9 protein-coding genes are annotated in these 16,644 nt (G+C 38.1%); 3 read left to right on the forward strand and 6 right to left on the reverse strand.

Annotation, left to right across the window (positions count from 1 at the left end):
- Positions 1-5: 5 nt before the first annotated feature.
- The 6 genes from NBC122_RS03435 to topA form a co-directional block, all read right to left on the reverse strand.
- Entirely contained in the window at positions 6-1,112 is a 1,107-nt protein-coding gene (locus NBC122_RS03435; protein WP_165983187.1) for an EpsG family protein, read from the reverse strand.
- 40 nt (positions 1,113-1,152) lie between these two features.
- Positions 1,153-2,142, reverse strand: coding sequence for a glycosyltransferase family 2 protein (locus NBC122_RS03440; RefSeq protein ID WP_133439028.1), 990 nt, complete (start codon positions 2,140-2,142; stop codon positions 1,153-1,155).
- A gap of 4 nt (positions 2,143-2,146) precedes the next feature.
- Entirely contained in the window at positions 2,147-3,688 is a 1,542-nt protein-coding gene (locus NBC122_RS03445) for a hypothetical protein (protein ID WP_133439030.1), read from the reverse strand.
- 63 nt (positions 3,689-3,751) lie between these two features.
- Positions 3,752-4,828, reverse strand: coding sequence for an arginase family protein (locus tag NBC122_RS03450; RefSeq protein WP_133439031.1), 1,077 nt, complete (start codon positions 4,826-4,828; stop codon positions 3,752-3,754).
- Positions 4,829-4,911: 83 nt separating this feature from the next.
- Complete coding sequence (locus NBC122_RS03455) at positions 4,912-8,019, reverse strand: T9SS type A sorting domain-containing protein (RefSeq protein WP_133439032.1); 3,108 nt, start codon at positions 8,017-8,019, stop codon at positions 4,912-4,914.
- Between the two features lie 426 nt (positions 8,020-8,445).
- Positions 8,446-11,004, reverse strand: a complete 2,559-nt coding sequence (topA, locus tag NBC122_RS03460; RefSeq protein ID WP_133439033.1) for a type I DNA topoisomerase — start codon at positions 11,002-11,004, stop codon at positions 8,446-8,448.
- A gap of 127 nt (positions 11,005-11,131) precedes the next feature.
- Here topA and NBC122_RS03465 point away from each other — a divergent pair, with 127 nt between their 5' ends.
- From NBC122_RS03465 to ileS, 3 genes are all read left to right on the forward strand, one after another.
- On the forward strand, positions 11,132-11,632 hold the full coding sequence (locus NBC122_RS03465) for a DUF2062 domain-containing protein (protein ID WP_165983188.1): 501 nt from the start codon (positions 11,132-11,134) through the stop codon (positions 11,630-11,632).
- A 69-nt stretch (positions 11,633-11,701) separates the two neighbouring features.
- Positions 11,702-13,153 carry a sensor histidine kinase gene (locus tag NBC122_RS03470; RefSeq protein WP_133439036.1) on the forward strand — a complete coding sequence of 484 codons (1,452 nt, stop codon included), beginning with the start codon at positions 11,702-11,704 and terminating at the stop codon, positions 13,151-13,153.
- Between the two features lie 92 nt (positions 13,154-13,245).
- The gene (ileS, locus tag NBC122_RS03475) at positions 13,246-16,629 is read left to right on the forward strand and encodes an isoleucine--tRNA ligase (RefSeq protein WP_133439037.1); all 3,384 of its coding nucleotides are present in this window, start codon (positions 13,246-13,248) and stop codon (positions 16,627-16,629) included.
- Positions 16,630-16,644 lie beyond the last annotated feature (15 nt).

Here is a 16,644-nt window from a genome sequence, read left to right on the forward strand (position 1 = left end):
CGTAATTACCAAAGTGCGTTAGTATATTTATCTGATGAGAACCCGCCTTTGTCCCCGTTGCCTTTGCCAAAGTAGAAAAACATGGCAATAAAGTAGCTCATAAAACCAAGATAAAGGATTTGTCGCGTTCTGCCTTTAGTCGCATACACAAGGCTCGTCATGCAGAACATGGTCACAAAAAACATATAAGCGCCGGGAAGCCGGACGGCAAATATTTCGTTTGACCTGAAAAAATAAAAAAGAGCCAGACCAAAGACCGCTAAGTTCCGCATGTATTCATACCACAAAACCTCCTCGCAGCCTTTTTTATCAAATTTAATTAAAATTCCGATAAATATTAATTTGACAATATCATTCAAACCAGTTTCCACTTCCGTTCCGTAGTAATGGTCATTTAAATAGCCGGTGTACGCATTTGAAAGATCGTCTGGCGCAAGGGAGCTGAACAAACCTCCGCCCAAACGGTAGAGCTCAAAAGGAGAGGATAAAAGCGCAATGATTAATACCCAGAAAATTCTTTTGCTGTTCATCGGAATTTTTACAATCCAGTAGGCGGGCAAAAACACAATCGATGTCTTGTGAAAACCCAGTGCAATGTACATGCAGAGTAAAAACAGAATCAGATTCCTTTCTTTGATAAATTTGAAAGAGGCCACGCAGACCGCAATTCCCAAACCCTGCCGCATCTGTCCTGAATCTTCAAAAAACATGATCGGCATAAAGTAAAACAGTAAGGCTAAAGTAGGAAAAGCCACGTTCTTATAAATCGCGGTAAATTTTAAACTCACCGCGATGAGCGCCATAATAAATGTTACAATGTAAAACGGCATTCCGATATCGAAGACCAGTTTATTAATCAGGACAAAAATCCATTCTATTTCCTCGGAATTGGGGCGGAAAAGTGCCTTGTCGAAAACATCTCCGTACGAAGTATATATTGCAAAGCCCGAGAAAAGCACCTTGTACACCGGATAATCAGCGCCCGCATTGAGCCGGAAACCTACAGCCGCAACTATTAACACTCCTGCAATCCAAACAAAAACACTCTGCTTCTTCTCTAACCTGAAAATCTCCCAATAACTCGCAAATGCAAGAAAGAGAAAAATGATCATAAAAATAGGATGTAGAATTGGCATCAATAATGTTGTGTTTTTATATTAATTTTCTCATCAATTGACCGAGCCCCGAAAAATAAAGGATATAATAAATTTTTTTCCTTAAAGACAAAGATAAGAGATAATTCTTTTCAAATCGTTGATAGATTAATATTTCTTTCATCGAAATATGATGATTTTCAACAAAGGTCTTCAGCACTTTTTCCATCTTCTGATAAGCGTCCTCTTCGTTTACAAAAGCCAGGTAGGCCAGATAAGTATAAACGCCCTCCAAAATATTGAAATTCTTAAGTTCTGCCTTTCTATCTGCATACTGTGATTTTTCAAAAGCAGCATTCACCTCTTCTACCGCTTTCAGAATATCTAATCCTTTTCTGCTATGGTTTTTTGTGATAGAACCGGTTCGTTCTAAATATTGATAATGGTAATTCTGCGTTTGTGCAACCGTTTTACACTTCAATAATAATTGGGGAATCAACTGAATATCCTCAAAATGAACGCCTTTTTTAAATCTGCTGTTTTCAAAAAGTTCTCTTTTGAAAATTTTATTACAGGCGAAATAAGAAAGATCTGAAAAAACGGAAAAATTTTCCCGCAGATCTATTTTTTCAGGCATATTAGGAATCTGCGTCAGTTTTTGAGTGACATTTCCGTGCTGATCAACTTTTTGCAGATTGCATATCACCATTTCTGCTTCATGTTTTTGGGCCAAAGAATACATCTCATCAAACATCGTTTTCGAAACCTCATCATCACTGTCTACAAAACCGATAAATTCGCCCGTTGCTTTATCTAAACCATAATTCCTGGCATCGCTCAAACCCCCGTTTTCTTTAATAAAGGATTTTATTTTTAAAGGAAATTGTTCTTGAAATTCATCAATGATCTTTTGAGACTGATCCGGACTTCCATCGTTTACAACCAGAATCTCGATATCCTTCAAAGTCTGATTCACCAAAGAATCCAAACATTTTCTAAGGTATTTCTCCACCTGATAAACCGGAACAATTATCGAAATTTTCGGCATATCATTATGGTTTTTCGGAACGTTTTTTATAGAGAAAATAATCTTTACCGACCGGTCTTATCTGGTAAATCCATTTTAAAACTGACGGCGCATTATCGTGAATTCTTGCGATAGGATATGTTTTTACCAGTTCGTAATCACGGTCAAACTTCTCCCTGTTTTCCGGCTTCATTTTATAAAAACTGTTGATATCTCCTGGCTTTTTAGCAATGGTCAGAATATAATCGGGATGAAACTTTTCCACTGAATTCATCCACCAGTATTCTTCATCTTTCAGCATTTCATCATTTATCCTGGCATTCACCAAACCGACCTCATCGTAAGTATAAAGTCCCGTATAGAAAGGAATAATCCCAGCCGGCTCCAACAAAATCGATTTTCCGATACCCACTTTATCTTTATTAATATCTGCCGCGATGCTCATCCTCTGCCGTTCTTCCATATAGCCGACCGTGCAGGACTGCAGCATTTGAAAAACATACAACCCAACAAATACAATAGAAATCCCCAGCAGAACAATTTTCTTTTTCCAGGTATTAACGCTCAAAAAATAATACAGAATTACCACAAAAAGAAAAACCCGCGGAATCCAGTAATACCAATCGAAGTACGCTTTAAACAAAGAAAAGACGGTAATTTTCGCCAGCGCAAAAACAAGAACCGAAACCAATATTACTTTGGAAGTTAAAGTTCCGGCTTTTTTGTTTTTAATAATTTTAAAAACCACATAACTCAAAAAGACAAGGAAGGCAACGAAAAGCAAAAAGCTGAACAATCCGTATTTCTTGATCAAACCACCATAATACGCCCATTGGTAAAGCAAAAATTCAATACTGTTATTCTGCATTAAATTTTTATAGGCGATTTTTTTGGCCGTAATCGTATGATTTACAATTTCGCCGAAATACAGATAATTGAAACCAACCACCGTTGCAACTCCTGTGACGCCGCCTAAAACATAAATAAAGTTAATTTTTCTTTTAAGATAAAAATCTGCTAAAAAGAAAATCCCAAGAAAAATCACGGCATCCATTCTTGTCCAAAGCAGAAGAACCGGAAACAGGAAATAGGCCCATTTTTTATTTTTATAAAGTCCGAAATAAATGAGTCCATTATAGAGGAAAAACAAAATCCCATACTCCATTCCGAGAAAAGAAGCGGTTAAGGCAGGCGGTGTGATATTGAGCAATAAAACAAAAAAACCACGTTTCATCACCTCATCCGGAAAAAGAATTTTCGCCAGCCACCATGATCCGACCGCAAACAGAATTCCACTAAAAACAAGCAGAGGATCAATAAAATTTCGGCCAAAAATCAGCTGGAAAAACGCTGTTACAAAAACATATAAATGCGTAGTAGAAGCAGAAATTCTTTCATCACCATTAAAACCAATGACTCCGTATTTTACAAAATTTCCCGCAACCCGCCATGTAATAAATGAATCTTCCTGAATATTCCCGGTAAAAAGCAAAGGGATCTTCACCAAAACAGCAAGAAGAATAAGCATGAAAGGAGCGTTGAAAACCCTGGACAGAATTATTTTCATTGGTGTGTTTAAAAAGCTAAAATAAGTATTTTAATCTATCCGCGTCATCTGCCCCGAACCGGGTTAATTTCTCAGAAAACGGGGATTTATGAATCCTCTTTTTGCGGCTTCATAATCCGACAGCGAGCACGGAATTAAATTTTCTTCTTTCTCCTCATCACCGAAATACCACAGATCGCTGAAGGTCTCCCGCTGGAAAGCATATTTCCGGTCATCGATCATCAGCCAAAAGGTTTCAAATGATCTTTCAACCGGATGAGATTTCTGAATATTAATTCCTTCGATGAGGTGCCAAATCATTTGTGCTAAAAGCTGATGATTCAGAAAGTACCGTGAATTGGCATTATAATTAAAGATTCCTGCAGATTTTAAGTTCTGGCTCAGACCGGTTTCTTTCATATAAGCGCAGATTTCTCTTTTATTTAAACCGTTGACTTGCGGATTTACAGAAAAACCATCGCCCATACTTTCTACCGCGTCACAGTTTAAAGTCACCAAATCTGCACGGCGGAAAAACGGCTCTGTTTTTTCGGTACTGTTCATTAATTCCGCCAAACGCACGACATCGAACTCTACTTCTTTCATCAGTTTCACCGAATCCATTTCATTCAGGTGTTTCTGATAACCAAGATGGTGGTAATTTTTAATATCGAAAGTTTTGGAACTTAAAATTTTAGAAAGAAAATTTTTCTCTGTCAACTCTTCACCATCATTTGCCAAGGAAATAAGATTGGAAATCTGAGTATAACTACTGTTTTTCTGATGAAAACTCAAGGCAGAAAAAAGCGTAAAAGTCAGATCATTGCTGCCGCCAACAACAACCGGAATCGCATTTTTTTGATGACACACCGACAAAACTTCCTGCAAAACATAATGCGTATCCTGATGAGACCTTCCGGAAATCAGATCTCCCAAATCACAAACCGGAACTTCAAAATCTAATTTCGACAATTGATAGAGTTCTTTTCTCACCTGTCTAAAATCGAGAATTTCTGCTGTGCCATTTTCAATTCCGCGGTAATCTGAGCAAAAAATAAGCACGATCCCGTTTTCTTGTATTTCATTGGAAATAATGTTTCCGAGTTGCCATTTTTCGGTTTTCACTGCTTTAGGCGGAAGGAGAATGTCTTCGAGGTTCATAGTAGGAATTATTGATTTTGAACAAAAATAACAAAAAAAGCACCACCAAACGGTGATGCTTTTACTTTAAAATTAAATAATAACTATTGCTTGATTATTTTCTTGGTAATGAAAGACTGATCCTTCATTATAATTTTAACAATGTAAATTCCGTTCAGTAAATTTCTGGCTATTACACTTCCATTTTCTACTTTTGTTTTCAATACTAATTTACCGCTTAGATCATACAGTTCGACAAACTGCGCGTCTTTGCTGTTAATTGTAAATTGATCTTTAAATGGATTGGGATACAGATCTACAGGCTTGCTGTCCGTCGGAATTACAACTTCCTCCGAATTCAGGACTGCTCCTCCATTAACGTGCGAGGTCGGCACTCCCAGCAATCTTTTTTCATCTTTGGCGCATCGAACAGACATTCCCGCCTGTGGATAAACGGCAGTTCCGGTTTGCATCTTTGTTCCCTGAAACTGCATCGCAAGGGCATATCCTGTATTGTAATCCGCCATAGAAGCAGTCCAAACGCCGGATCGGTCAAACGATATTTTATTTTCGCCAAGCTCGCCGCGAATTCCGTCTTTCGGGAAATTTCCGATTGGGAAGAGTGCATTTTCAAATTTCCAGCCGTTATTTCCGGCAACAGTTCCGGAGTAATAGTTGGCGATATCGTGCCACTGATCCTGAATAACGCCCGCTTTTCCATAGGCATCTTTCTGGTAACCGTTGAACCATGGGGAATTCCCTTTGGATCCTGTATAAAGGTTGGTTAAAGTAACATCCGGTACCCGCCATCCTTCAGGGCAAGGATCGAACGGTGATTTTTTATCGGCGTGTCCCCATCGGTTGTCTGCAGCGGCTCTTTCATCTGAAACCCAGTCTCTTACTTTCGTTAAATCATTGCTGTAATGATTTCCGCCATCATATATTTTTCCTGTTCCCGAATGATATAAGAAACGCAAAGGATTTTGAACTGAATAAAGTATATTTTCTGCTACTTTTTTGTGTTTCCTGGCATTTTTAGATCCATAATTTTCGTAAGCCACGGTTTGGGCATTCAGATAATCATCGGCACCAGTTTCATTAAAACTAAGAAGCATTCCTTTAAAAGCATCCCCGGGTTTCAAGTTCGTACCGTTACCGGAGGAAGTATAAATTACTTTTGGATTCCCTTCCTGAAATAAAGGCAGTGGATCTTTTCTTCCCCACTGGTAATGAAGACCATTTGCTTTTCCTGATTCCAAAGCATTACTTTCTGCCCCTAAATTCCTGTCCATAAAAACAGTGAGCATCGGAGGCGACTTGCTTGCTGTTGGATTCACAAAATTATAAGAAGTCGGTGCGGGAGTTTCCGTAAGATAAGTAATTGGCTTCGCGGTGGGATCGTCGTTGGTAGCCCAAATATGCCAACTCCAAAGTGCAGGACTGTTTACATCACCGTTATGAAGAGAGATTACCGCGTTTCCGGTTTCGCCAGGCACTGTATTTACCGCAATCACCGAGTTTCTTAAATCTGCCGGATTGGGTTTAAGTGTAACTTCGGAAATTAAATTTTTATTAGTGGTCCAAAGTACTTTCGCCTGTAAATTGTCCGTCGGTAAAGTTCCGTGGTCAGAAAGATATTGGTTATAAACAGAAAATGCTTTATTAACAGGAATCTCTATATTTCTTTCATTAATAATGATGTATGAGTTCGGATCATCCAATCCTACGCGGTAGTCTTCTTTTTGGGAGATATAATATTGGGTGGCAAAATCACCGATTTTTGAAAGATTGGGATCTCTCATACATTTTACGGCATTTCCGGATTTTGTAGGATTGGTCTGATTCACAAAAATCTCATGAAGACCCACAGAAGTGGTGCTGCGCATCGGATCCGAGATCATAGAAAATAATCTTGCTCCATCGTAAGCATAAGTCGCACTCCAGATTCCTCCGTTTGCGGCATTATCCTGAAACACAATCCCTACAGGTGCATCAGGCGAGACCGAATTGGGATAATAAACATAGCCGCCTGAAACCGGCACAAGTCCTAAATTCCGCACTCCACCCTGCGCGTTGCTGAAATCCATTCCTAAACCAGGATACACTTTAACACCATCTAATCGGGCATTAACAGCATTTGGAGAAATTTGTCTCGCAGCCACATCTATGTCATCATTTGCACCGCTGTTTTTTCTTCCGAAAAAAGACAAATTATTATTCATTGTTTCCCTTCCATAATAAGACGGAATTCTCCAGCCATTGGGACAGGGATCCAATTCTGATTTTAATTCGTAGGAACTGCTTTCCTTTTTTAAAGCGGTATCAGAACTGCTTGCATTGCTGTTTCCGCCTTTTGCATTGTCTGACCACAAATCCCAGGTCTTATAATCAGGACTTGCTCCCGCAACTTTATATCTGCTGCTGGAAAACCAGTTGCCATTCGCATCAGTATTCACGATATAGGTAATGGGATTATTTACTGAATATTGAATGTTTTTTTCAATTTCATCAAATGGCCTCACCGCAATCGGAATTGTATTCACCGGATCGATGCCGGGGTGTTTTAAAACACCTACTTCCCCGGAAATTTCGTAGAAGTTGGCGTCTTTGTACACCAGCGGTGGAAAAGGATCCTTCCTTCCCCATTCATACATTAATCCACCCGACTTTTGCCATTGATTGTCTAAAAAACTGTTGCTGGCTGCACCCAGATTACGATCCATATACTGAACAGTAATCAGTTTTCCGTCAATATCAGTTTCAAATCCCTGGGTATAGGCCACTCCGTTTTCCGGATTATCGGTTACCCAGATATGCCAGCTCCAGTAAATGGTCCCATTCACTTTGAAAGCGACCACTGCATTCCCCTTGCCTTTTCCTTTATTTATTTCTACAATAATTTTCGAATCAGACGGTTTTGAGCCACTTTCAATACTTAAATTCTCCACCAATCCGGGCACGTCTTCCCAATACAGAGAAGCGGTTTGCACTCCTGCGGGGATCGGACTTGGAGCGCCATTCGTTTTTAAATATTCGTAATTAGCCCACATTTCATAGGCCTTTAAAACGGGAATTTTTATACCGCCGTAATTATTGGCATCTGCAAGATCTACATCGTAAATGTAACTATTGGGTGCCTTTGCTCCATTAGAAGTTTGCGAATAGAGAAAACTTGCGAAAAAACAATAAATTATTAATTGATATTTAATCATTTGTAAAAAAATTATAGAATTATTATAATTTTTTTAACATCCTTTGTGTGTTTTGTGTCGGTTTTTTTCGTATTTGTGACGAGCCAAATTTAATAAGATTTCGATACAAATGCCCTCTTTTTTAAAAAAGAAACGCTGTTTAAATTTTATTAAATGTGCTCAGTTTTTCACATTCCATCGCTCAGTTTAGTACAAACGTGCTTTTTCAGAGAACAAAAACTTTCAGAAACCAAACTCGAAACCACATTTAAAGACCTGTGTTTAAATTAATTATCATCAAAATAGGGAATTTTGACGCTAATTTTGGAATTGAAATTCATTTTTAAGTCCCAAAAAATAAGGGGAACGCTCAAAATTTTTTTTTAAAACAAAAAAAATCTTCAAATGACAAGCATTTGAAGATTCTAATTTTAAAAAAAGTGCGGTTTATTTCTTTTTCGGTGCTGCTTTTTTTACAGGAGTTTTTTTAGCAGCAGGTTTCTTCGCAGCCGCTTTTTTAGGTTTCTCTTTAAAAGCATTTTTATCCTGAGCGGTAATCCAGCTTTTCACTTCTTCCAAAGAAACTTCGGCCAGTTCTTCGGCAGTAAATTTTTCGTCTTTTTTATTTTTAGGAATTTTAAAAATGTTTTTTCCAAGTTTTACAATAGGACCCCATCTCGCATTTTCTATAGAAATTTTTTCTGCTTCCCACTGCTGAATATAGCGGTTCGCTTCTTTTTCCAACTTGGCTTCAATCAATTCATTAATATCACTTTGCGAAAGATTTTCAAAATCATAGCGCTTGGGAACATTGATGAACATTGATTGAAATTTAATAAAAGGCCCGAACCTGCCTGTCCCTTTGGTGACCGGTTCTCCTTTATAAGTCGCAATTGGTGCATCGGCGAGTTTCTTTTCATTGATGATTTCCTCTGCTCTTTCCTGAGTGACAGAAAGCGCGTCTTCGCCTTTAGGAATACTGATGAAAGCATCGCCCCATTTCACGTAAGGTCCAAATCTTCCGACGCCAATCGTTACCGTTTGACCTTCGAAATCATTTAGGTCAAAAGGGATTTTGAATAATTCCAAAGCTTCTTCTAAAGTAATGGTTGCGATATTCTGGGTCGCCATCAAACTTGCGAAAATTGGTTTTTCCTCATCATCCTGTTCGCCAATCTGCACCATGGGTCCAAATCTGCCGATTCTTGTCAACACGTTTTTCCCTGATTTTGGATCTACTCCTAAAATTCTTTCACCGTTTGCACGATCCGCATTTTCTTCTACATCAGCAATTCTCGGATGAAAGTCTTTGTAAAAACCCTGTAAAACATCTTTCCACTTTTCTTCGCCATTTGCGATAAGGTCAAAATCCTGCTCTACTTTTGCCGTAAATCCATAATCAAGGATTTCTGCAAAATTCTGGGTCAGGAATTCATTCACAACTTCACCAATATCGGTTGGGACAAATTTATTTTTATCTCCACCAAACTTTTCGGTCAACACTTCTTTTTTAAGATTGGTTTTCCCCAAAGTCATCTTCATGATTTCGCGCTCCTGTGGAATAATTTCTCTCTTATCCACGTATTCGCGATTCTGAATCGTCTGAATGGTCGGCGCATACGTTGACGGTCTTCCAATACCGAGTTCTTCTAATTTCTTAACCAAACCGGCCTCGGTATATCTTGCTGAAGGACGGGAGAATTTCTCGGTCGCTTCTATTTTTTTATACTCTAAAGCTTCACCAACAGAAACTTTCGGCAATAATTTTTCGTTGTTTTCCTCATCGTCATCCTCGGCTTTTACAATGCCATAAGCTTTAAGGAAACCATCGAAGATAATCACTTCTCCCTGCGCTTCAAAATGCTGTGGAAGTTTTGAATTCCCGATTTCAATAACTGTTTTCTCGATTTTGGCATTCGCCATTTGAGATGCTAAAGTTCTTTTATAGATTAACTGGTATAATTTATTCAATTGCACATCACCAATCGTTTTCACTGAAAAATCGGTCGGACGGATTGCTTCGTGAGCTTCCTGCGCCGTGGCTGATTTGGTGGTGTAATTTCTTGGATTAGAATATTCTTCGCCATACTCTGAAAGAATCTGCGCTTTTGCTCCGTTAATCGCTTCCTGAGAAAGATTCACGGAATCGGTTCTCATATAAGTAATATATCCTTCTTCGTACAATCTTTGAGCAACTCTCATCGTGGCAGTTACACCGTAACCCAGTCTATTACTTGCTTCCTGCTGTAAAGTTGACGTTGTAAATGGTGCCGAGGCGGTACGGGTTCCCGGTTTTGTCTCAACATTTAAAACTTTGAAATCCGTATTTTGACATTGATTTAAAAAATCTTCTGCTTCTTTTTCCTGTACAAAATCTTTCTTGAGTTTTGCGGTGATTTCCTGTTTAGCGTTATTAAGAAAAATACCTTCGAGTTTAAAAGTAGATTTCGGCTGGAAACCTCTGATCTCCAATTCTCTTTCTACCACCAAACGCACGGCGACGGATTGAACACGTCCTGCAGAAAGTCCGGTTTTTACTTTTTTCCAAAGAACCGGCGACATTTCAAAACCTACAATTCTGTCGAGAATTCTTCTGGCCTGCTGTGCATTGACCAAATTCTGATCGATCGCTCTGGGGTTTTCAATCGCTTTTAAAATGGCATTTTTTGTAATCTCATGAAAGACAATTCTTCTGGTATTATCGTCCTTCAATTTTAATTCCTGCGCCAGATGCCAGGCGATAGCTTCTCCTTCGCGGTCTTCATCGGAAGCCAACCAAACAATGTCTGCTTTTTTCACTGCGGCTTTCAGTTCGGTTACCAGTTTCTTTTTATCTGCAGAAACTTCATAATCGGGTGTAAAAGTTTCCAGGTCGATTCCCATTCCTTTTTTAGGCAAATCCCGGATATGACCGAAACTTGATTTCACCTCGAAATCTTTCCCTAAATATTTTTGAATCGTTTTGGCTTTTGCCGGTGATTCTACAATCACTAAATTTTTTGACATCCTCGAAATTTTTGCAAAAGTAGAAGTTTTTTTTTAATACTGCGTTTTTCACTTTTATTTCACCGCTTTTACTTTAGAAATAAAAAAGAAACAAAACCCTTACATTTGCGGTAAACAGAAACCGATTTTGAAAAAATTCATTCACAATACCATTCAAAGTCAAAAGGTTTTCTACCGCTATTTCCGCAAAAAAGGACTCAAAAGATTCTTAAAGGAGAATGTTTTAGAAAGCACCGGCAGCAATGAAACCAAAGCAAAATCGATTGCCTTGGGCGTTTTTATTGGGCTTTCGCCATTTTGGGGTCTGCATTCTTTTCTGGCAGTTACTTTATCTGTGTATTTTAAACTGAACAAGCTTTTGACTTTTATGTCCGCACAGGTTACCTTTCCTCCTTTGATTCCGTTAATCATATTTTTATCAATGATGGCGGGCGGTCCTTTTGTGAGCAATACCACGAGTTTAGAAAATCAAAGTTTCGATTTTGAATTCATCAAAAATAATTTAACACAATATATTATAGGGAGCTTTATTTTATCGGTAGGCTGTGCTGTGATTCTCGGCTTTCTGTCTTATTTCATTCTTGAAAGATTTAATCCGCAGTCAAAAAATGACGTAAAAAAAACTTAAAAATTCTTAATCCAATTGATAACCAGAAATTTAAAATACATACTTTTGCAGCAACCTTGGTAAACAAATATGTCACAAGTATTCAACACTATTATTGAGCGAGATACTTATGGCAGCATATTATATGCTGTTCTCGGCGGATTGCTTTTACTATCTATTTATCATTTGGTGCTTTTTTTTCAAAACCGGGATAAATCTTATCTTCTTTACAGTTTCTACACTTTTTTTTCATTTTTAGCTTATATTCCGGTTGCCGAAGGTGGCTTTCTGTTTGACCTTTCCAAATATTTCAATCTTGATTTCCGGTCGAAACAGTTTTTCACCATCATTTTCAACTGTCTTTATTTTTTGTTTTTCGTTCAGTTTTTGAGGGTGAAAAAGCGGAGTAAAAAATGGCATAACATCATTGTTTATCCTGTTTTTATTTTAATAACGATCGCGACGGTTACTTTTCTTATCCTGAAGTTTGGCATTTCAGATTTTTATTTTGATTCTTTTAAAGGAATATTTCCTTATTTAATAGCCGTTCACACAATAATTTCCTTTTATATTCTCACCAAGGTTAAAAATAAACTTAAATATTATATTATTTTTGGTGGAATTATGCTATTCATCTGCTCTATTTTGGGAGAACGTTCGGTTCGGGAATTCCCTTTTTTAAATTTAACGGTAAGAATGGGTGACTTCATTTATTTTGCCGGGTTGGTTGTTGAAAATATTGCTTTTTCATTTGCCTTGGGACACAGGCAAAGAATGAACTATCACGAGAAAGTTGCTTATAACAGAAACCTGATTTCGGAAATGAAGAAAAATGAAGAGCTGAAGGATAAAATAAATCTGCAGCATCAGAAGAGACTTTTAGCAGAAAATGACCGCATCAAATACCAGCAGGAAATTTCTGCCCTGAAACTTTCTATTCTGCAAAATCAGATGAACCCTCACTTTATTTTCAATGCTCTTAATTCAATAAAATATTACATTTTAGAGCATGACACCGAAAATGCAGTGAATTACCTCACCAAGTTTTCGCAAATCATCCGGACGATTTTGGTTTCTTCCACCGTGAAAGAGTTTACTTTAGATCAGGAGTTGCACACGATTAAAGTGTATGTAGATATTGAAAATTTAAGATTTACCAAAAAAATTGACTTCAATATCGTCATTGATGAACAAATAAATTCGGAAAAAATAAAACTTCCGCCAATGGTTTTGCAGACGTTCATTGAAAACGCGATTTTACATGGTGTTGCCACGCTGGACCATAAAAAAATCACTATCGATGTTTTGCGCAAAAACCAACATCTCGAAATCCGAATCAGTGATAACGGAGTTGGCAGAAAAGAAGCGGCAAAAAACCGAAGCCGCCGTAACAATTCGAGTAAATCATTAGGAACTAAAATAGCCGATGAAATGCTGAAAAACTATTTCGGACCTGAATCATATAAAATCAAATACTACGATTTGCACAAAAATGATCAACCCACAGGAACCATGGTGGTTTTAGAAATTCCCATTCCATAATCTTTAGCACATTCTGTACCTCATAATTCCGAGAAAATCATTATATTCGCAACCTTAATTAATTAGAATAATTCTTATTGAACTGTTTGAAAATGAAGAAGTTTACCGAATATAAAAATCTAGATTTAACCACCATTGCCGAGAATATTTCCCAATTTTGGCAAGAGAACCAGACTTTTAAAAAATCTGTCGAAATCCGCGATGGCAAGCCAGAGTATGTATTTTACGAAGGTCCCCCTTCGGCTAACGGAATGCCGGGAATTCACCACGTGATGGCGAGAGCACTGAAAGATATTTTCTGCCGCTACCAAACCCAAAACGGGAAACAGGTTTTCCGGAAAGCGGGTTGGGATACGCACGGTTTACCTATTGAACTTGGCGTAGAAAAAGAACTGGGAATTACGAAAGAAGATATCGGCAAGAAAATTTCTGTTGAAGATTATAACCAGGCCTGTAGAAATGCAGTAATGCGCTACACCGATGTGTGGAATGACCTTACAGAAAAAATCGGTTATTGGGTAGATTTAAATGATCCCTATATCACCTACGAACCGAAATACATGGAAACCGTTTGGTGGCTTCTGAAGCAACTTTACGATAAAAAATTAATGTACAAAGGATACACCATCCAGCCGTATTCTCCGGCAGCAGGAACAGGTTTGTCTTCCCACGAATTAAATCAGCCGGGAACGTACCGCGATGTTTCAGACACGACTGTTGTGGCACAGTTCAAAGTGAAGAATTCTTCTTTGTTTGAAGATATTAAAGAAGATATTTCAATTCTTGCCTGGACAACCACTCCCTGGACTTTACCCTCCAACACCGCTTTGGCAGTAGGAAGAGACATTGAATATGTTTTGGTGAAAACCTTTAACCAATATACTTTTGAACCCGTTACTGTTGTTTTAGCGAGTGTACTGTTACAAAAGAATTTCGGTAAAAAATATTTTGAAGGAACCGACGAAGATTTTAATAATTACAGTCCAGAAAACAAAACCATTCCTTATCAGGTTTTGAAGGAATTTACCGGTAAAAAATTAGCCGGAACAGAATACGAACAATTGATTCCATGGTTTTTACCTGCCGAAGATGCTGACAAAGCTTTCCGTGTGATCATTGGCGATTTCGTAACCACTGAAGATGGTACAGGAATCGTACATATCGCGCCCACGTTCGGTGCAGATGATGCGCGTGTTGCCAAAGAAAACGGAATTCCGCCAATGTTGATCAAGGATGAAAACGAAAATCTCGTTCCTTTGGTAGATTTACAGGGCCGTTTTGTAAAAGGAGGAAATACTCCGGAACTATTTGCAGGAAAATTCATTAAAAATGAATATTACGATGACGGCACTGCTCCCGAAAAATCCTGGGATGTAGAGCTGGCGATTCTTTTAAAAACCGAAAACAAAGCCTTTAAAGTAGAAAAATACGTTCACAGTTATCCACACTGCTGGAGAACTGACAAACCGGTTTTATATTACCCTCTGGATTCCTGGTTTGTAAAAATGACCGCGGTGAAAGACCGTTTGGTTGCATTGAACGAAACCATCAACTGGAAACCGAAATCAACCGGTGAAGGTAGATTTGCAAACTGGCTGGTCAATGTAAACGATTGGAATCTTTCCCGTTCAAGATACTGGGGAATTCCTTTGCCAATCTGGAGAACCGAAGATTTAAAGGAAGAAATCATCATCGGATCTGTAGAAGAATTGATGGCAGAAATCAAGAAATCGATGGATGCCGGATTCATGACCCAAAATCCGTTTGCCAATTTTGAGGTTGGCAATATGTCTAAAGAAAATTATGCGAATATCGATTTGCATAAAAATATTGTGGATGAAATCATTCTGGTTTCAGCTTCAGGAAAACCGATGAATCGTGAATCTGATTTGATCGATGTTTGGTTTGATTCAGGTTCAATGCCTTATGCGCAACTGCATTATCCTTTTGAAAATAAGGAAATGATTGACGAAAGAAAAGCTTTCCCGGCAGATTTTATCGCTGAAGGAGTTGACCAGACCAGAGGTTGGTTTTACACTTTGCATGCGATTGCAACAGCAGTTTTTGATTCTGTAGCGTACAAAAACGTAATGTCAAACGGTTTGGTTCTGGACAAAAACGGCCAGAAAATGTCGAAACGTTTAGGCAATGCTGTTGATCCATTCACCACTTTACAAAAATACGGTCCCGATGCCACGCGTTGGTATATGATTGCAAATGCAAATCCTTGGGAAAATCTTAAATTCGATTTAGAAGGAATTGATGAAGTCAGAAGAAAATTCTTCGGAACTTTATATAATACGTATTCATTCTTCGCTCTTTATGCGAATGTTGACGGATTTACTTATGCTGAAAAAGACGTAGAAAACCGCCCGGAAATCGACCGCTGGATTTTATCTGAATTGAATTTATTAGTCAAAGAAGTCACTGCTTTCTATGAAGATTACGAACCAACGAAAGTCGCAAGAGCCATTAATAATTTTGTTAATGACAACTTAAGCAACTGGTACGTAAGACTTTGCCGCAGAAGATTCTGGAAAGGCGATTATTCTGAAGATAAAATTTCCGCGTATCAAACGCTGTATATTTGTTTAGAAACAGTTGCTAAAATTGCAGCTCCGATTGCCCCGTTTTTTATGGATCAATTGTATCAGGATTTAAATAAAATCACTGGAAAGAATAATGCAGAATCGATTCACTTAACCGATTTCCCGAAAGCGGATGAAGGTTTAATCGATCAGGATCTGGTAGAGAAAACGCACCTGGCGCAACAAATTACGTCGATGGTATTTTCACTAAGAAAGAAAGAAAACATCAAAGTAAGACAGCCGCTTCAGAAAGTGATGATTCCGGTTTTGGATCAAAAAACAGAAGCGCAGATTTTAGCCGTTTCCGACTTGGTAAAGCAGGAAGTAAACGTGAAAGAACTTCAATTAATTAATGCGGATGAAGCTGCAGATTTAATTGTAAAACAGATTAAACCCAACTTCAAGACTTTAGGTGCGAGGCTTGGAAAAGACATGAAAACCGTTGCAGGAGAGATCACCAGTTTTACAGCCGACCAAATTTCAACTTTGGAAAAAGAAGGAAAAATGGATATTCACGGTTATGAAATTTCATTAGACGACGTGGAAATTTTCACCAAAGACATCCCGGGCTGGACGGTAACAAGTGAAGGAAAACTAACCGTGGCACTGGATTTGACCTTGACCGATGAATTAAAAGCTGAAGGAATCGCCCGCGAATTCATCAACAGAGTTCAGAATTTAAGAAAAGATAAAGAATTCGACTTAACGGACAGAATTACAATACGTCTGGAAGAAAATAATCCTTTCGAAAAAGAAATTATCAATAATGAGGCATATATTTCAGCAGAAGTATTGTCAGATAGAATAGAAATTGTAAATTCACTCTCAAATTTTGAGGAGATCGAGATTGATGAGCTCAAATTTAAGGTAGATGTTCAAAAAAAATAACAAAACACGATGACC

Source organism: Chryseobacterium salivictor, assembly GCF_004359195.1.
Taxonomy (GTDB): Bacteria; Bacteroidota; Bacteroidia; order Flavobacteriales; family Weeksellaceae; genus Kaistella; species Kaistella salivictor.

Excerpts from the sequence above, each read along its gene's own strand:
- NBC122_RS03435 (WP_165983187.1), bottom strand. The coding sequence starts at position 1,112 with ATGATCATTTTTCTCTTTCTTGCATTTGCGAGTTATTGGGAGATTTTC.
- NBC122_RS03440 (WP_133439028.1), bottom strand. The coding sequence starts at position 2,142 with ATGCCGAAAATTTCGATAATTGTTCCGGTTTATCAGGTGGAGAAATAC.
- NBC122_RS03445 (WP_133439030.1), bottom strand. The coding sequence starts at position 3,688 with ATGAAAATAATTCTGTCCAGGGTTTTCAACGCTCCTTTCATGCTTATT.
- NBC122_RS03450 (WP_133439031.1), bottom strand. The coding sequence starts at position 4,828 with ATGAACCTCGAAGACATTCTCCTTCCGCCTAAAGCAGTGAAAACCGAA.
- NBC122_RS03455 (WP_133439032.1), bottom strand. The coding sequence starts at position 8,019 with ATGATTAAATATCAATTAATAATTTATTGTTTTTTCGCAAGTTTTCTC.
- topA (WP_133439033.1), bottom strand. The coding sequence starts at position 11,004 with ATGTCAAAAAATTTAGTGATTGTAGAATCACCGGCAAAAGCCAAAACG.
- NBC122_RS03470 (WP_133439036.1), top strand. The coding sequence starts at position 11,702 with ATGTCACAAGTATTCAACACTATTATTGAGCGAGATACTTATGGCAGC.
- ileS (WP_133439037.1), top strand. The coding sequence starts at position 13,246 with ATGAAGAAGTTTACCGAATATAAAAATCTAGATTTAACCACCATTGCC.